14 protein-coding genes are annotated in these 16,808 nt (G+C 72.3%); 10 read left to right on the plus strand and 4 right to left on the minus strand.

All coding sequences use genetic code 11. The features are described from left to right. Positions 1–147 precede the first annotated feature (147 nt). On the plus strand, positions 148–1,140 hold the full coding sequence (locus tag E2B92_RS13935) for a hypothetical protein (protein ID WP_133087539.1): 993 nt from the start codon (positions 148–150) through the stop codon (positions 1,138–1,140). Here the strand turns inward: E2B92_RS13935 and E2B92_RS13940 are convergent. The 4 genes from E2B92_RS13940 to E2B92_RS13955 all read right to left on the minus strand — a co-directional run bounded on the left by E2B92_RS13940 (position 1,137) and on the right by E2B92_RS13955 (position 4,215). Further along, positions 1,137–2,288 (minus strand): serine hydrolase domain-containing protein, encoded by a 1,152-nt coding sequence (locus E2B92_RS13940; RefSeq protein WP_126884021.1) that lies wholly within the window; start codon positions 2,286–2,288, stop codon positions 1,137–1,139. The two genes, E2B92_RS13935 and E2B92_RS13940, sit on opposite strands and share 4 nt — an antisense overlap. Before the next feature lie 92 nt (positions 2,289–2,380). Beyond that, positions 2,381–2,836, minus strand: coding sequence for an NUDIX hydrolase (locus E2B92_RS13945; protein ID WP_126884022.1), 456 nt, complete (start codon positions 2,834–2,836; stop codon positions 2,381–2,383). Positions 2,837–2,845: 9 nt separating this feature from the next. Then, the gene (locus E2B92_RS13950; protein ID WP_133087540.1) at positions 2,846–3,745 is read right to left on the minus strand and encodes a pyridoxamine 5'-phosphate oxidase family protein; all 900 of its coding nucleotides are present in this window, start codon (positions 3,743–3,745) and stop codon (positions 2,846–2,848) included. Positions 3,746–3,756: 11 nt separating this feature from the next. After that, entirely contained in the window at positions 3,757–4,215 is a 459-nt protein-coding gene (locus tag E2B92_RS13955; protein WP_126884024.1) for a VOC family protein, read from the minus strand. Between the two features lie 122 nt (positions 4,216–4,337). On the opposite strand from E2B92_RS13955, the gene E2B92_RS13960 reads away from it, so the two are divergent. The 9 genes from E2B92_RS13960 to E2B92_RS14000 all read left to right on the plus strand — a co-directional run bounded on the left by E2B92_RS13960 (position 4,338) and on the right by E2B92_RS14000 (position 16,799). After that, positions 4,338–4,892, plus strand: coding sequence for a CGNR zinc finger domain-containing protein (locus E2B92_RS13960; protein ID WP_126884025.1), 555 nt, complete (start codon positions 4,338–4,340; stop codon positions 4,890–4,892). Between the two features lie 196 nt (positions 4,893–5,088). Next, positions 5,089–8,403 carry a S8 family serine peptidase gene (locus tag E2B92_RS13965; protein WP_399431065.1) on the plus strand — a complete coding sequence of 1,105 codons (3,315 nt, stop codon included), beginning with the start codon at positions 5,089–5,091 and terminating at the stop codon, positions 8,401–8,403. A 177-nt stretch (positions 8,404–8,580) separates the two neighbouring features. Further along, the gene (locus tag E2B92_RS13970) at positions 8,581–9,600 is read left to right on the plus strand and encodes an aspartate-semialdehyde dehydrogenase (RefSeq protein WP_126884027.1); all 1,020 of its coding nucleotides are present in this window, start codon (positions 8,581–8,583) and stop codon (positions 9,598–9,600) included. A 149-nt stretch (positions 9,601–9,749) separates the two neighbouring features. Continuing rightward, positions 9,750–12,314: an aminopeptidase N gene (gene pepN, locus E2B92_RS13975; RefSeq protein WP_126884028.1), complete on the plus strand. Its 2,565-nt coding sequence runs from the start codon at positions 9,750–9,752 to the stop codon at positions 12,312–12,314. 179 nt (positions 12,315–12,493) lie between these two features. After that, positions 12,494–14,032, plus strand: coding sequence for a sensor histidine kinase (locus tag E2B92_RS13980; protein ID WP_126884029.1), 1,539 nt, complete (start codon positions 12,494–12,496; stop codon positions 14,030–14,032). Continuing rightward, the gene (locus tag E2B92_RS13985) at positions 14,029–14,436 is read left to right on the plus strand and encodes a roadblock/LC7 domain-containing protein (RefSeq protein ID WP_073751149.1); all 408 of its coding nucleotides are present in this window, start codon (positions 14,029–14,031) and stop codon (positions 14,434–14,436) included. The genes E2B92_RS13980 and E2B92_RS13985 overlap by 4 nt, the downstream gene beginning before the upstream one ends. After that, positions 14,433–14,810, plus strand: a complete 378-nt coding sequence (locus E2B92_RS13990) for a DUF742 domain-containing protein (RefSeq protein WP_126884030.1) — start codon at positions 14,433–14,435, stop codon at positions 14,808–14,810. The genes E2B92_RS13985 and E2B92_RS13990 overlap by 4 nt, the downstream gene beginning before the upstream one ends. Continuing rightward, a complete protein-coding gene (locus tag E2B92_RS13995; RefSeq protein WP_126884031.1) occupies positions 14,791–15,414 on the plus strand; it encodes a GTP-binding protein in 624 nt (207 codons plus the stop codon). The genes E2B92_RS13990 and E2B92_RS13995 overlap by 20 nt, the downstream gene beginning before the upstream one ends. Then, positions 15,411–16,799, plus strand: a complete 1,389-nt coding sequence (locus tag E2B92_RS14000; protein WP_126884032.1) for a cytochrome P450 — start codon at positions 15,411–15,413, stop codon at positions 16,797–16,799. Before E2B92_RS13995 ends, E2B92_RS14000 begins: the two co-directional genes overlap by 4 nt. Positions 16,800–16,808 lie beyond the last annotated feature (9 nt).

Consider the following 16,808-nt stretch of genomic DNA (forward strand, 5'->3'; position numbering starts at 1 on the left):
GCCGAGGGCGGACGGGCTGGTCGGAGGCATGATCGAGGCCCCTGATCGGCAGTCGAACGCCCGTACTTTAGGACGGGGTCGTCCCGAATTGTCGACAGGCGTGTAACAGCGGTTAGCGGCCGTGGGGTTGGCGGGAAGCCCCGGGGCATGACGAACACCCCGCTCTCCCCCCGCCCCCTGTCCCACCTGGCCGGTGACCGGCCCCGCGTCCTGTCCGCCGCACAGCTCAGGGCGCACGGTGTGTCCGCCGCCGAGGCCGCCGCGCAGTGCCGGGCCGGCGGGCCCTGGCAGCAGTACCTGCCGGGCGTGTACCTGCTGCACCCCGGACCGCCCACCAGCGAGGAGCGGCTCCGGGCCGCGCTGCTGTACGCCGACCGGCAGCCGCAGCGGCAGCCGCCCGAGGCGATGATCACCGGGCTGGCCGCGCTCGCGCTGCACCGGTTCGCGGCCGCCCCGCGCCTGCTGTCGCTGGACCGCGTCGACGTCCTGGTGCCGCGCACCCGGCGGCTGCGCTCCACGGGGTGCGTGCGGATCGTGCGCGCGCACGAGATGCCGAAGCCGCTGGAGGTCACCGGCCTGCCGGTCGCCCCGGTGGCCCGCGCGCTGGCGGACGCCCTCGCGCACATCGGCGACGCCCACGCCGTACGGCGGCTGCTGACCGAGGCGGTACGGGACGGCCACTGCGAACCGGCCTCGGTGGTACGGGAGTTGAACCGGGCACGGCTGCTGGCCCGGCCGCACGTCGTGGACGCCGTGGACTCGCTGCTCGCGGAGGGGCGGGCGCTGGCGGAGGACCGGTTGTACGAGATGGTGCGCGTGCACGGCCTGCCGGAGCCCCTGTGGAACGTCGACCTCCGGCTGCCCGGCGGCCCGCACCTCGGCGGTGTGGACGCGTACTGGCCCGACCACGCGGTCGCCGTGGAGCTCGACACCCGCTCGCCGCGCCACGACGACGACACGCTGTGGACCGAGTACACGCGCAAGCGCGAGCACATGGAGCGGCTGGGCATCACCGTCGTCCACATCACGCCCCGCAAGCTCCGGGACACCCTGGAGCAGCAGGCGATCGTGGTGCGTACGGCGCTGATGGCGGCCGGGGACCGCGCCCCGGCCGCCTACGTGGTGGTCCTGCCCCGCTAGGGCCTCCCGCCGCAGAACTCCGCCTCCAGCACCGCCCGGGTGTCCCCCGCCCAGTCACCGTTGATGTTGAGCGCCAGCGTGTGCCGCCCGTCCCGTGTGGACACCACCTCCGAGGCGGAGCCGTGGATGCCGCCGCTGTGGCCCCACACCTCCTTCCCGCAGCTCAGCTTCTGCTCGATGATGCCCAGGCCGTAGCGCACGGACGGCGCCTCCTCGCCGAGGGGGACCGTGGTGGTCAGCTCCTTCATCTGCCGGGCCGGCAGCAGCGTGCCCCGCAGCAGCGCCCGTACGAAGCGCTGGAGGTCGGCAGAGTCGGAGACCATCTCGCCGGCGGCCCAGGCGAGGGACGGGTTCAGCTCCGTGACGTCGTGGACGGGCGAGCCGGGAGGCCCGGAGAGCGTGGAGTAGGCACGGCCGCTGGGCGCGGGCATCCTCGGGTCGGTGCCGGGCACGCTGGTGGCGCGCAGCCCGAGCGGTTTCAGGATGCGGCGCTCGACCTCCTTCCCGTAGGGCCGTCCGGTGACCTTCTCGATGACCATGCCGGCCAGCACGTAGTTGGTGTTGGAGTAGCTCCAGTCGGTGCCGGGGGCGAAGTCCGGTGCGTGCCGCATGGCGACGTCCAGCAGCCGACGCGGGGTCCAGGTGTCGTAGCGGTGCTCCAGGAAGCCGGAACCGAAGACCTTCTCGCGGTAGTCCGGGTCGGAGGTGAAGTCGTACACGCCGCTGGTGTGGTTGAGCAACTGGCGGATCGTGATCTTCCGGCCGTCGTGGCCGTTGCCGCGGACGACACCGGGCAGTTGGCTCTCGACGGTGTCGTCGAGGTCCAGTCTCCCCTCGGCCTCCAGTTGCAGGACGACCGTGGCGACGAAGGTCTTGGTGATGGAGCCGACCCGGTAGCGGTCCCGCGGCAGGCGCGGGCGGCCGGTGGTGGTGTCGGCGACGCCCGCGCTGCCGTTCCAGGTGCCGTGCCGGTCCTGCGCCTGGGCGAGCGCGCCGGGGATGCCGGCCCCGACCAGGGCGTCGACGGCCTTCTGGGTGGCCCGGTGCCGGTCCCCGGTGCGCTCACCGGCCAGGGCGGGAGCGGTGAAGGCGGTGGCGGTGAGTGCCGCCGCCAGCACCGCGGCGGACAGTGTCTTCCGTACGGACATGCCGGAGTTCCCCTCTGCGCGATCAGTGGTCACCGAGGAGGACTCCGGCGCGTGCTCGGCGCGTTGCCCGCCGTGCTGGGGTTGAGCGTGTTTCAGCCGTTGTGGGTGAGGCGCCCGGCGGCGGGCCGCTCGCGCCACAGCCGCAGCCCGATGTCGACGACGCCGACCCGTACGAGGGAGGGGACGGCGTCGAGCGGGTGCCAGGCGGCCAGGTCGGTGGAGCCGCCCACCTCGGGGCGCAGGTCGCCGCCGGTGATCCGGCCCTCGTAGAGGATGCGCAGGCCCTGGAAGTCGGTGCCCCTGCCGAGACGGCCGCTGCGGCGGCGCCGTATGGAGTCGACGCCCAGCAGGGCCGTCATCTCGGCGAGGTAGCCGGTCTCTTCCTCGACCTCGCGCACGACGGTGTCGAGGGGGTCTTCTCCGTGGTCCATGCCGCCGCCCGGCAGGGTCCACTCCTTGGTGCCGTCGTCGGCGGTGCCCCGGGCGAGCAGGAGCTGTCCGTCGCGCACGCACACGGCGTAGGCCGCGACTCTCAACCTCTCGTTCATGCATCGAGGTTAGTGGGGCACCGCCGGGTTCGCCGGTGAGTACTCCGGCGGGGACCAGCGCAGAGGGTTCGCGCCCCGGGTCTCCACGACCGCGTCGGCGGTGAAGTGGACGGTGCGGTCCCGGCCGGCGTACCGGGCGCGGGCGGTGCCGGTGAGCTGGAGGGTGGTGCCGGTGGTCCAGTCGAGGAAGAGGAGCCCCGCGCGGGCGTCGGCCTCCAGGTTGCCGAGGGTGAGGAACATGGCGTTGCCCGGGTAGTCGGGCCAGCTCAGGGTGGTGGGCGAGGTGACGGTGACGAAACCGGGGTTGCCGCCGCGGTGGCTGGCGTCGGCGCCCTGGCCGGGGGCGACGGTGGCGATGAAGAAGGTGTCGGCCTCGCGGACGAGGTCCGCCTGGGCGGGGGTCATCCGGGCGCCGGACGTGACGGTGACGGGGGTGGTGGCGGGGGCGGGCGCGTACAGCTCGCGCCGCTGGAGGTACTTGGGGCAGTTGGAGAACACCCGGTCGGCCTCGACGGCCAGCCCGCGCGGGGTGGGCCGGGCCGTGCCGCCCAGCCGCATCCGCCGCCGGGTGCGGGGGTCCAGGGCGATGGTGCCGACGGGGGTGCCGGCGGGCGGGCCGCCGGGGCCGAGCACGCCGGCCAGCGGGTCGCCCTCCGGTACGCCGCCGGTCACCGAGACGGAGGTGGGCCCCGTGGCCCGGACGAACCCGGGCGGGCCGGTCAGCAGGGAGCCGAAGACCCGGCCGTCCCGGTCCGCCGCACCGATCACGAGCATCGGCTGGAGCTCCAGGAAGGCGGCGGCGACCGGGCGGATGCCGGGGCCGATGGAGCGGCCGACGTGGTCGGCGAGGTCGCGCACGCCGACGCGGGTCTGCACGGCGAGGGAGCCGTGGTGGTACGGGCCGGTCACGGGGCCGCCTCCTAGAAGAAGCCGCAGGTGGGTGCGGTGGCGTGCGGGGCGCGGGCGTCCTCGGCGCCGGTCGGGGCGTAGATCTCCAGCCGGGTGCCGTCCGGGTCGTGGAAGAAGATCCCGCCGGAGGCCGCGCCCTCGCGGTGGGCGACGACACCGTCGTACGCGAAGGAGACCCCGCGCGCCTTCAGTTCGGCCTCGATCTCCCGGACCTGGTCCATGGTTCCGGCCTCGAACGCGAGGTGGTGCAGTCCGGCGAGGGCGGGGGCGTACGCGCCGTCGGCCTGCTGCCACAGGGCGAGGGTGAGCCGGCCGTCCCGGCCGAGGAGGGCGTACCGCCTGCCGTCCTCCTTGCCCTCGACGAGGACGTCGAAGCCGAGGACGCCGCCGTAGAAGGCGAGGGACCGCTCGATGTCGGTCACGTTGAGGCCGATGTGGCCGGTGGTGAGTGTGCTGGTGGCCGCCGTCATGGCGTACCCCTCTCGTCGACGGGTTTCTAACCGTTCAATGGCACTTTAAAGGTTAGACCGTCGGGGCGCAACCGGTCACGTACGCTTGAGTGGTTAGTGGCGCGCACGAGGAGACGACCGAGATGACCGCATCCGACCCCCGCCCGCTCGTCGGCGAGCCGGTCTGCCTCGACCTGCTCAACACCCGCTGGATCGAGGACGGCGCCCCCCGGGACCTCCTCACCGGCGACGACGGGCTGGCCGTCTGGCTGGCGAGCACCGGGCTCGACGCCCGCTTCCGCGCCGACGCGCCGGCCCTGGAGCACACCCTCGCCGCCCGCGACGCCCTGGCCGCGCTCGTGGACGCCCCCGGCGACAAGGGCGCCACCGCCCGCCTGAACGCGGTGCTCGACCACGGCCGCATCCGCGCCACGCTCACCCCCGAAGGCCCCGGCGAGGAGCCCGAGTTCGCCGACCCGTCCTGGGGCCCGGCCTGGACGGCCGCCCGCGACTACCTGGACCTGCTGCGCAGGGCGCCCGACCGCATCCGGGCCTGCGCCCACGAGGCGTGCGTCCTGCACTTCTTCGACACCTCTCGCAACGGCACGCGCCGCTGGTGCTCCATGGCGGTGTGCGGCAACCGTGCGAAGGCGTCCCGGCACTACGCCCGTACCGGCGCACGCGGGAAAGAGGCCTGAAAAGCTGAATACTCAACTACATAAGGGGGTTTGACCCCGGTTCGTTCCTCATGGCGTACATGCCGCAGTGGCGGATGTACGCCATGACCGCATCCTGACCTCTGACAACCCTCCACAAAGCCCTGTCACTTACGAAAGGGTGAGCGGTCATCCGGCACCGAATTCCGGACTGTCTCTATCACTTACAGGGATGCTGATGACCACCCTCGAATCCCAGGGCTCCATATCAGGCAGCCCGGCCCCCGGGCACAGACGGGCGGCCCGCGTGGCCGCGGCCGCCGGCCTGGTGGCCGCGCTCGTCGCGGCCGGCACCGCCCCGGTGCTCGCCGCCGAGACCCCGGCGGACCCCGCACCGCCCAAGCCCGCCCCCACGTCCGCCACCGCGGACAAGCTGGGCTCCGCCGACCACGAGCGGCTCGCCGAGGCCGAGGCCACGGGCAAGAAGACCGTCACCGTCATGGTGGCCACCGCCCCCGGCCAGACCGAGCAGGTCGCCGAGCAGCTCGGCGGCGTCACGGGCGCCACGGTCGGCACGACGTACGACAAGCTCGGCTACGTCCGCGCCACCCTGCCCACCGCGAAGGCGGAGTCCGCGCTCGACCGGGCGGCGAAGCTGCCGTCCGTCAAGGGGATCGACCTCCAGTACGAGATCAAGCTGGACGACCCCTCGCCCGACGCCGGCCAGTCGGCCGCCCGGGACGCGGCCACGGCCGGTACGACCACGTACCCCGGTCCGAACGCCAAGACCCCCGCGAAGAACCCGTACAACCCGTCCTTCGAGACCGGCGCGGTCGACTTCGTGAAGAAGTACCCCAAGGCCGACGGCCGGGGCGTCACCATCGGCATCCTGGACTCCGGGGTCGACCTCGACCACCCGGCGCTCCAGAAGACCACCACCGGTGAGCGCAAGATCACCGACTGGGTCACCGCCACTGACCCCGTCGGCGACGGCGACGGCACCTGGCGGCGGATGAACGTGGCCGTGGAGGGGCCCACGTTCACCGCCGGCGGGCGCACCTTCACCGCACCGGCCGGCAAGCACGCCTACAGCCGGTTCGCCGAGGCCGTCACCAAGGGCGGTGACATGGCCGGCGACCTCAACCGGGACGGCGACACCACCGACGCGTGGGGCGTGCTGTACGACGCCGCCGCCGGCACGGTCCGGGTCGACCTGAACGACAACGCCGACTTCACCGACGACGTGGCGATGAAGCCGTACAAGGACGGCTTCCAGATCGGCCACTTCGGTACGGACGACCCGGCGACCGAGGTCGCCGAGCGCATCCCGTTCGTGGTCGAGATCCGCAAGGACGTCGTCTTCAACGACGCCGGGGACAAGGCCGACTACGTCAACATCGGCGTCGTCAACTCCGACCACGGCTCGCACGTCGCCGGCATCACCGCCGCCCACGGGCTGTTCGGCGGGAAGATGAACGGCGCCGCGCCCGGCGCGAAGCTGGTCTCCTCGCGCGCCTGCACCTGGTCCGGCGGCTGCACCAACACCGCCCTGACCGAGGGCATGGCCGATCTCGTCATCAACCGTGGTGTGGACATCGTCAACATGTCCATCGGCGGTCTGCCGGCGCTGAACTCCGGCGACAACGCGCGCGCCGAGCTGTACGGCCGGCTCATCGACACCTACGGCGTCCAGCTCGTCATCTCGGCCGGCAACGAGGGCCCCGGCATCAACACCATCGGCGACCCCGGCCTGGCCGACAAGGTCGTCTCGGTGGGCGCGGCCATCTCCCGGGAGACCTGGGCGGCCAACTACAACTCGGTCGTCGAGAAGAAGTACGCCATGTTCCCCTTCTCCTCGCGCGGCCCGCGTGAGGACGGCGGCTTCACCCCGACGATCTCCGCGCCCGGCTCGGCGGTCAACACCATCCCGCTGTGGATGGCGGGCGCCGGCGTGCCCGAGACCAGCTACAAGCTGCCCGCCGGTTACGGGATGCTCAACGGCACCTCGATGTCCTCGCCGCAGGCGGCGGGCGCGAGCGCGCTGCTGATCTCGGCCGCGAAGCAGAAGAAGATCGAGCTGTCGCCGCTGACCCTGCGCACCGCGCTGACCAGCACCGCCAACCGCATCTCCGGTGTCGCCGCACACGAGCAGGGCTCCGGCCTGATCGACGTCGTGGACGCCTGGGAGTCGGTCAAGGACGGCGCGACCGCGCACGACTACAAGGTCGCCGCGCCGGTCGACACCGCGCTGGACCAGCACCTGAAGAAGCCCGGCACCGGCATCTACGACCGTGAGGGCGGCCTCAAGGCCGGCCAGAAGAAGGTCTACGACGTCACCATCACGCGCACGACCGGCCCGGACCGGCCGGTCGAGCACGAGCTGGACCTGAAGTACAACGACGGCACCTTCCGCATCCTCGGCGACGACGAGGTGGACCTGCCGCTGAACAAGCCGGTCACCGTCAAGGTGCAGGCGAAGCCGGGCTCGGCGGGCGTGCACAGCGCGATCATCGAGGCCGACGACGAGGACACCGAGGGCGTCGACAAGCAGATCCTCGCCACCGTGGTCGTCGCGCACGACCTGGCGAAGCCCTCGTACACGTTCTCGGCGAGCGGCAGCGTGCAGCGCAACAGCCACAAGTCCTACTTCGTGACCGTCCCCCAGGGCGCCAAGGCGCTGGAGGTGGCGATCTCCGGGCTGAAGGAGAAGAGCCAGACCCGGTTCATCTCCATCCACCCCTACGGTGTGGCCGTCGAGGACACCGCGTCCAACCTGTGCTACCCGCACTACAACCCGGCCAACACCTGCCGCCCGGACGTGCGCTCGTACGCCGACCCGGCGCCGGGCGTCTGGGAGATCGAGGTCGAGTCGCGGCGTACGTCGCCGGACCTGGACAACCCGTACAAGCTGGACGTCACGCTGCTGGGCGCGGCCTTCGACCCGGCCGTGAAGACGGTCCCGGAGGCGAAGGTCGGCACGCCGGCGGCGGTGGACTGGAAGGTCACCAACACCTTCGCCGCGATCGACGGCAGGCTGAAGGGCGGCTCGCTCGGTTCCGCCAAGGTCGCCACGCCGACGATCGCGAACCACGAGTCGCAGACCAGCACGGTGACGGTCGGCGAGGGCGTGGAGCGCCTCGACGTCGTGATCGGCAACACCTCCGACAAGGGCGCCGACCTGGACCTGAGCGTCCTGAAGGACGGCAAGGTCGTCGGTCAGTCGGCGGACGGTGACTCCGAGGAGTCGGTCTCGGTGGCCAAGCCCGAGCCGGGCACGTACACCATCGTCGTCGACGGGTACGCGGTGCCGGCCGGGACGACCACGTTCTCCTACAAGGACGTGTACTTCTCCTCGGCGCTCGGCACGCTCAAGGTCGACGAGTCGAAGCCGGTGACCCTGGCGAGCGGCGCGTCCGCCCAGGTCAGCGCCGAAGTGCTGGTGAACGGCGCGGCTCCCGAGGGGCGGCAGTTCTTCGGCGAGGTGGCGCTGCTGACCAAGCGCGGCACGGCCGCCGGCACGGGCAGCGTCGTGATCGAGAAGGTCACTCCGTAGCTCCGTACGCACGGTGGGTGAGGGCGGGCGTCCGGACCGGGCGCCCGCCCTTCGCGTCGGCTCGCGTGCTGCTTCTCACGTCCCGGACAATGAATTGGACAAGCCGGGCCAGGTGATACGCATCATGGGTGCGGCACCCAGGCCGCCAGGCCCGCAAGCACGTACGGAGGAGTCCCCGTGAAGGTCGGAATCGTCGGAGCCACCGGTCAGGTCGGCACGGTCATGCGCAGGATCCTCACCGAGCGGAACTTCCCCGTCGACGAGCTCCGGCTGTTCGCCTCCGCCCGGTCGGCGGGCACGCTGCTGGACGGGGTGACGGTGGAGGACGCCTCCACGGCCGACTACACCGGTCTGGACATCGTGCTCTTCTCCGCAGGCGGTGCCACGTCCCGGGCCCTGGCCGAGAAGGTCGCCTCGCAGGGCGCCGTGGTGATCGACAACTCCTCCGCCTGGCGCAAGGACCCCGAGGTTCCGCTGGTCGTCTCCGAGGTCAACCCGCACGCGATCAAGGACCGCCCCAAGGGGATCATCGCCAACCCGAACTGCACCACCATGGCCGCCATGCCGGTGCTCAAGCCGCTGCACCAGGAGGCGGGGCTGACCGCCCTGGTCGCCACCACCTACCAGGCCGTCTCCGGTTCGGGCCTGGCGGGCGTCGCGGAGCTGGACGGCCAGGTCAAGGCGGTCGCCGAGAAGGCCGCCGAGCTGACCCACGACGGTGAGGCCGTGGCGTACCCGGAGCCGGGCGTCTACAAGCGCCCCATCGCCTTCAACGTGCTGCCGCTGGCCGGTGCCATCGTGGACGACGGCTCGTTCGAGACGGACGAGGAGCAGAAGCTCCGCAACGAGTCCCGCAAGATCCTGGAGATCCCGGACCTCAAGGTCTCCGGCACGTGCGTGCGCGTCCCGGTCTTCTCCGGCCACTCCCTCCAGGTCAACGCCCGCTTCGACCGCCCGATCAGCGTGGAGCGCGCCTACGAGCTGCTGAAGGACGCCGAGGGCGTGGAGCTCGCCGAGATCCCCACCCCGCTCCAGGCGGCCGGCAAGGACGTCTCCTACGTGGGCCGCATCCGGGTCGACGAGACCGTCGAGAACGGCCTCGCGCTGTTCCTGTCCGGCGACAACCTCCGCAAGGGCGCCGCGCTGAACGCCGTCCAGATCGCCGAGCTGGTGGCGGCGGAGCTGAAGGGCGCCTGACGCCGGTACGTGCGCGCAGGAGGGCGGTCACCCGTGACGGGTGGCCGCCCTCCGCCGTGCGGGGCCGCGCCGGACGGTAATCGGTCGTCCCCTTCCGCACCCGCCGTGGAAGGATGACCGGAAACGTCACACAACGAGGAGATGACCGGGTGCCTGGCACGAACCTGACCCGTGAAGAGGCCCAGCGGCGGGCGGAGCTGCTGACCGTGGACTCGTACGAGATCGACCTGGATCTCAGTGGCGCGCAGGAGGGCGGCACCTACCGGTCCGTGACCACCGTGCGCTTCGACTCCGCCGAGGACGGGGCGGAGAGCTTCATCGACCTGGTCGCCCCGGCCGTCCACAAGGTGACCCTGAACGGGCACGCGCTGGACGTGGCGGCGGTCTTCCGGGACTCGCGGATCACGCTGAAGCACCTGAAGCAGGGGCGCAACGAGCTGACGGTCGTCGCGGACTGCGCGTACACGAACACCGGCGAGGGCCTGCACAGGTTCGTCGACCCGGTCGACGACCAGGCGTACCTCTACACCCAGTTCGAGGTGCCGGACGCGCGGCGGGTCTTCGCCTCCTTTGAGCAGCCGGACCTGAAGGCCACGTTCCAGTTCACAGTGAAGGCGCCGGCCGGCTGGACCGTCATCTCGAACAGCCCGACGCCGGAGCCCAAGGACGACCTCTGGGTCTTCGAGCCCACGCCGCGGATCTCCACGTACGTCACGGCCCTGATCGTCGGCCCGTATCACGCGGTGCACAGCACGTACGAGGGCCCGGAGGGGCAGGTCGTGCCGCTGGGCATCTACTGCCGTCCGTCGCTGGCCGAGTTCCTGGACGCGGACGCGATCTTCGAGGTCACGCGGCAGGGCTTCGACTGGTTCCAGGAGAAGTTCGACTACGCGTACCCCTTCGCCAAGTACGACCAGCTCTTCGTGCCGGAGTTCAACGCGGGCGCGATGGAGAACGCGGGCGCGGTGACCATCCGCGACCAGTACGTCTTCCGCTCCAAGGTGACGGACGCGGCGTACGAGGTGCGTGCCGAGACCATCCTGCACGAGCTGGCGCACATGTGGTTCGGCGACCTGGTCACCATGGAGTGGTGGAACGACCTGTGGCTGAACGAGTCGTTCGCCACGTACACCTCGATCGCCTGCCAGGCCGCCGCGCCCGGCTCGCGCTGGCCGCACTCGTGGACCACGTTCGCGAACTCGATGAAGACCTGGGCGTACCGGCAGGACCAGCTCCCGTCCACGCACCCGATCATGGCCGAGATCCGCGACCTGGACGACGTCCTGGTCAACTTCGACGGCATCACCTACGCCAAGGGCGCCTCCGTGCTGAAGCAGCTCGTGGCGTACGTCGGTGAGGACGCGTTCTTCCGGGGCGTGCGGGCGTACTTCAAGCGGCACGCGTACGGCAACACCCGCCTGTCGGACCTGCTGGGCGCGCTGGAGGAGACCTCCGGGCGGGACCTGCGCACCTGGTCGAAGGCATGGCTGGAAACCGCCGGTATCAACGTGCTGCGGCCGGAGATCGAGGTCGACGGGGACGGGGTCATCACCTCGTTCGCGGTACGGCAGGAGGCCCCGGCACTGCCCGCCGGCGCCAAGGGCGAGCCGGTGCTGCGGCCGCACCGGATCGCGATCGGCCTGTACGACCTGGAGGGCGGCAAGCTCGTCCGCACCGACCGGGTGGAGCTGGACGTCACGGCGACCGAGCGGACCGAGGTGGCGCGGCTCGCGGGCAGGCGCCGCCCGGCCGTGGTGCTGCTCAACGACGACGACCTGTCGTACGCCAAGGTCCGCCTGGACGAGGTGTCGCTGGAGAACGTCACCGCGCACCTGGGCGACTTCACCGAGTCGCTGCCGCGCGCCCTGTGCTGGGCGTCGGCCTGGGACATGACGCGGGACGGCGAGCTGGCCACCCACGCGTACCTGGAGCTGGTGCTGTCGGGCATCGCGAAGGAGTCGGACATCGGTGTGGTGCAGTCGCTGCACCGGCAGGTGAAGCTGGCCCTGGACCTGTACGCGGCGCCCGAGCGGCGCGAGGCGGCGCTGGCGCGCTGGACCGAGGCGACGCTGGCCCACCTGCGCACCGCCGAGGCGGGCAGCGACCACCAGCTCGCGTGGGCGCGGGCGTTCGCGGCGACCGCCCGTACGCCGCAGCAGCTCGACCTGCTGACCGGGCTGCTGGAGGGCACCGAGACGATCGAGGGCCTGGTCGTCGACACCGAGCTGCGCTGGGCGTTCGTGGAGCGGCTGGCGGCCACGGGCGTGTACGACGAGGCGGAGATCGCCGCCGAGTACGAGCGGGACCGGACGGCGGCGGGCGAGCGGCACGCGGCGACCGCCCGGGCGGCCCGGCCGACCGAGGAGGCCAAGGCCGAGGCGTGGGCGTCGGTCGTCGAGTCGGACAAGCTCCCGAACGCCGTGCAGGAGGCGGTGATCGGCGGGTTCGTCCAGACCGACCAGCGCGAGCTGCTGGCCCCGTACACGGAGAGGTACTTCGCGGCGGTCAAGGACGTGTGGGAGTCCCGCTCGCACGAGATGGCCCAGCAGATCGCGGTCGGGCTGTACCCGGCGCTCCAGGTGTCGGGCGAGACGCTGGAGGCGACGGACGCCTGGCTGTCGGCGGCCGAGCCCAACGCGGCGCTGCGGCGGCTGGTGTCGGAGTCCCGTGCGGGCGTCGAGCGCGCGCTGAGGGCGCAGGCGGCCGACGCGTAACCGGCATGTCACCAGAAGCCCCGGACCCGGGTCGATCGGGTCCGGGGCTTCTTCGCGCCACGACGCTCGCCCGATGCGTCCACATCCTGACCCGCTGTCAAGACCCGTGCACAGATACCGATAAGCTTCCGGGCCGTTGTGTCCTTTGATCTTTCGCTTTCGATCGTTTGAGGGTTCTGATGGTTCGAGAGGGATCGTCGCCCGGCATATGGGCGTTGCCCGCCATCGTGATCGCAGCGGGCACCGCCGTCGCCGTGGCCCTGGTCTCCGCGCCGGCCCGCACCCCGGTCGCCTGGCTCGGGGCCGCCGCGTTCGTCGCGGTCGCGCTCGCCTGCGGCGCGGCAGCCCGGCGCGACAGGGAACTGGCCGGGCTGCGGGCCGCGGTGGCCGAGCAGCGCACGGCCCTCGCTCGGCAGGAGGCGGAGACGGTCCGGCTCGCCGGCACGCTGCTGCCGGACGTCGTGGCGCGGCTGCGCAGGGGCGAGTTCCCCGAGGACGTCCTCGCCTCGCTGGAGGCCGCCGACGCCTACGAGCCGGGCCTGACACCCGAGTTCCGGGCCGCCCACCAGGCGGTGCTGCGCTCGGTGCTGGACGCCGTGGTCGCCGAGGAGGACCTGCGCGAGTCGGCGCAGCGCGCCTTCGTCAACATCGCCCGGCGCGTCCAGGCCATCGTGCACCAGCAGGCGCAGGAACTGCGCGAGATGGAGGACCGGCACGGGCAGAGCCCGAGCGTCTTCGGCGACCTGCTCAGGCTCGACCACGGCACCGCGCTCATCGGCCGGCTCGCCGACTCCATCGCCGTGCTGGGCGGTGCCCGGCCCGGCCGCCAGTGGAGCAGGGCCGTACCGCTCTACAGCGTGCTGCGCGGCGCGATGTCCCGCATCATCGACTACCAGCGCGTCGAGCTGCACTCGGTCTCCGAGGTCGCCGTCGTCGGCCCCGCCGTCGAGCCCCTCATCCACGCGCTGGCCGAGCTGCTGGACAACGCCACCCGCTACTCCCCGCCGCAGACCAAGGTCCACCTGACGGCCGTGGACGTGAACGCGGGCATCGCCATCGAGATCGAGGACGGCGGCGTCAGCATGAGCGAGGAGGCCCGCGGCCGGGCCGAGCGCATGCTCCGCCAGGCCCAGCAGGGCATCGACCTCAACGACCTGGGCGAGACCCCGCGCCTGGGCCTCGCCGTGGTGGGCCGGCTGTCGCAGGCGTACGACTTCCAGGTCTCGCTGCGCTCGTCCGCGTACGGCGGTGTCCGCGCCGTCCTGGTCGTACCGCAGGACCTGATCACCACCACCTCGGCCGCCACGGGCCTCGCCCACGGCATCGGCACCTCCTCCGGGCCCCGGGGCGCCCTGGAGCCGGCCGTACGCGAGACCGCCGCCCGGCCGTCCGGCCCGTCCCGCCCGGTCACCGGCCCGTCCACGGCCGGGACGGACGCGCCCGTCGTCACCGAGCGCACCCCGAGCGGCCTGCCGCAGCGGCGCCGCAAGACCCGCGTGACGGCGGAACCCGCCACGACCACCACCACGCCCGCCCCCGCGGCGGCCACCACCACGACCACCCGGACCACCACGACCGAACCGGACCCCGCACCCCAGGTGCAGCCGGGCATGTGGCTGGCCGCCTTCCAGAGCGGCCTGTCCGGTGAACGCCCAACCGGCGCAGACCAGAACAGCGACGCCTCGCCGGCCCCGGCGAGCAAGGGGGAACAGCCATGAGTCAGCAGCGGCCCGACATGGACTGGATGCTCAAGGACCTGGCCGAGAGCGTGCCGCAGACCCGCCACGTGATCGTGCTCTCCGCCGACGGCCTGCGGATGGCGCAGTACGGCGCCGAGACCGACACGGCCGACCGGCTGGCCGCCGCCTGCGCCGGCCTCCAGAGCCTCGCGGGCGCGGTCGCCGCCGAACTCCCGCACAGCGAGGGGCGGATGCGGCTCGTCGTGATCGAGATGGACGGCGGGTTCTTCTACCTGATGGCGGCCGGCGCGGGTGCCTACCTCGCCGTCCTGGCCGACGAGGGCGTCGACGCGGGCCTGATGGGCCAGCGGATGCGCGACCTGGTGGCACGGATCGGAGAGCACCTCAGCAGCCCGCCCCGGCGCGACGGGCAGCCCGCGTGAGCGACCCGGTCCCCCCGCGCGGCGAGGGCCACGGCTGGGAGGACCACAGCCCCGAGCGGCTCTACGTGATCACCGGTGGCCGCAGCGGCCCCTTAGGGTCCACCCCGCTCGACCTGGTCACCCTGATCGTGGCCAGGTCGGGGCCCAGGCCCGGTATGCAGCCGGAGCACTCGGCGATCATGCGGATGTGCCAGGCACCGCTGTCGATGGCCGAGATCTCGGCGTACCTCGCCCTGCCCGTGAGCGTGGTGACCGTCCTGGTGGGTGACCTGCTCACCGCCGGAGACGTCCTGGCGCGCGCGCCCGTCGCCCGCGCCGAACTCCCCGACCTGGCATTGATTGAGGCAGTGATCGATGGACTTCAGAAGCTCTGAGCCACCCGCCGGGCCGCGCGACGAGGACGCCCTGCCGGCGACGGCCGCCGCCGCGGTCAAGGTGGTGATCGTCGGCGGCTTCGGCGTGGGCAAGACCACCCTGGTGGGCTCGGTGAGCGAGATCCGGCCGCTGACCACCGAGGAGACCATGACCCAGGCCGGGGTCGGCGTCGACGACACGGCGGGCGTGGAGCGGAGCAAGCGCTCGACCACCGTGGCCATGGACTTCGGCCGGATCAGCATCAACGACGAACTGGTGCTGTACCTCTTCGGCACCCCGGGCCAGGAGCGCTTCTGGTTCCTGTGGCGCGGGCTGTTCGAGGGAGCCCTGGGCGCGGTGGTCCTCGTCGACACCCGCCGGCTGGAGGTCAGCTTCGACGTGCTGGGCAGGCTGGAGGAGCGCGGCGTCCCCTTCGTGGTCGCCGTCAACTCCTTCCCCGACGCGCCCCAGTACCCCCTGGAGGAGCTGCGCGGCGCCCTGGACCTGCCCGCCTCCGTCCCGATCGTCCTGTGCGACGCCCGGCGCCGCGACTCCAGCCGGGACGTCCTGATGACGCTGATGCGCTACCTGCACTCCCTCGCCGTGACCCCGGAGGCCTCGTGACCACGCCGTCGACCGACCCGACCCCGTCCGGCCCGCCACCGGGCTGCCCCGCGCACCGGCTGTACGGCCCGGAGGCCGAGGCCGACCCGATGGGCCTGTACGAGAAGCTGCGCGCCGAGCACGGCAGCGTCGCCCCCGTCCTCGTCCATGGCGACCTGCCCGCCTGGCTGGTGCTGGGCCACCGGGAGAACCTGGACGTGGCACGGACGCCGTCGCGGTTCTCGCGGGACTCCCGGCTCTGGCGTGCCATGCAGGAGGGCAAGGTGGCGGCGGACCACCCGCTCGCCCCGATCGCCGCGTGGCAGCCGGTGTGCAACTTCCAGGACGGGCCGGAGCACAGGCGGCTGCGCGGTGCCGTCACCGAGTCGCTGGAGCGTTTCGACCGGCGCGGTGTGCGCCGGTATGTGAAGCGGTTCGCCGACCAGCTCATCGACGGCTTCGCCGAGACCAGCCGGGCGGATCTGGTCGCGGACTTCGCCGAACCGCTGCCGATGCTGGTGATGACCCAGCTCGTCGGCGCGCCGGACTCGTACGGCCCGAGGCTCGTGGAGGCCGCCCGCGACATGATCAAGGGCACGGAGACGGCCGTCGCCAGCAACGCGTACGTCACCGAGACGCTCCAGGAGCTGCTGGCGCGCAAGCGGGAGGTGCCGGGCCGGGACTTCACCTCCTGGCTGCTGGAGCACGAGACGTCGCTCTCCGACACGGAGATCGTCGAGCACCTGCGTCTGGTGCTGATCGCGGCCTTCTCCACGACCGCGAACCTGATCGCCAACACGCTGCGCCTGGTGCTCACCGACCGCCGCTTCCGGGCCGACCTCTCCGGCGGCCACATGACCCTGCCCGACGCCCTGGAGCAGGTGCTGTGGGACGAGCCGCCGCTCACCACGATCCTGGGGCGGTGGGCCACCGGCGACACCCGGTTGGGCGGTCAGCCGATCAAGGCCGGGGACATGCTGCTGCTGGGTCTGGCCGCTGCCAACGTCGACCCGGCGATCCGGCCGGACCTGACGGTCCCGGTGCACGGCAACCGTTCCCACCTGGCGTTCAGCGGCGGCCCGCACGAGTGCCCGGGCCAGGACATCGGCCGGGCCATCGCGGACACCGGCATCGACGTCCTGCTGTCCCGGCTCCCCGATCTGGAGCTGGCGGTGGCGCAGGACGAGCTGCGCTGGGAGTCGTCGCTGATGTCGCGGCAGCTCGTGGCCCTCCCGGTGACGTTCACGCCCCGCGGGGCCACGGGCACCACGGTCGCTCCCGTCCCCGGTACCGGGTCCTCGCAGCCGTTGCCCGAGGCAGTGGACTCGTCACCCGGTCCTGCCCCCGTGCAGGACGGTCCCCGGGCCCGGCGGCCCTGGTGGCGCCGCTTGCTCGGGCTCCACTGAGCGGCGCCG

The sequence above is a fragment of the Streptomyces sp. WAC05374 genome (assembly GCF_004353505.1).
Taxonomy (GTDB): Bacteria; Actinomycetota; Actinomycetes; order Streptomycetales; family Streptomycetaceae; genus Streptomyces.

What these genes read in the sequence shown, in the direction of transcription:
- E2B92_RS13935 (WP_133087539.1), top strand. Translation starts at nt 148, where the DNA reads ATGACGAACACCCCGCTCTCCCCCCGCCCCCTGTCCCACCTGGCCGGT.
- E2B92_RS13940 (WP_126884021.1), bottom strand. Translation starts at nt 2,288, where the DNA reads ATGTCCGTACGGAAGACACTGTCCGCCGCGGTGCTGGCGGCGGCACTC.
- E2B92_RS13945 (WP_126884022.1), bottom strand. Translation starts at nt 2,836, where the DNA reads ATGAACGAGAGGTTGAGAGTCGCGGCCTACGCCGTGTGCGTGCGCGAC.
- E2B92_RS13955 (WP_126884024.1), bottom strand. Translation starts at nt 4,215, where the DNA reads ATGACGGCGGCCACCAGCACACTCACCACCGGCCACATCGGCCTCAAC.
- E2B92_RS13960 (WP_126884025.1), top strand. Translation starts at nt 4,338, where the DNA reads ATGACCGCATCCGACCCCCGCCCGCTCGTCGGCGAGCCGGTCTGCCTC.
- E2B92_RS13965 (WP_399431065.1), top strand. Translation starts at nt 5,089, where the DNA reads ATGACCACCCTCGAATCCCAGGGCTCCATATCAGGCAGCCCGGCCCCC.
- E2B92_RS13980 (WP_126884029.1), top strand. Translation starts at nt 12,494, where the DNA reads ATGGTTCGAGAGGGATCGTCGCCCGGCATATGGGCGTTGCCCGCCATC.
- E2B92_RS13985 (WP_073751149.1), top strand. Translation starts at nt 14,029, where the DNA reads ATGAGTCAGCAGCGGCCCGACATGGACTGGATGCTCAAGGACCTGGCC.
- E2B92_RS13995 (WP_126884031.1), top strand. Translation starts at nt 14,791, where the DNA reads ATGGACTTCAGAAGCTCTGAGCCACCCGCCGGGCCGCGCGACGAGGAC.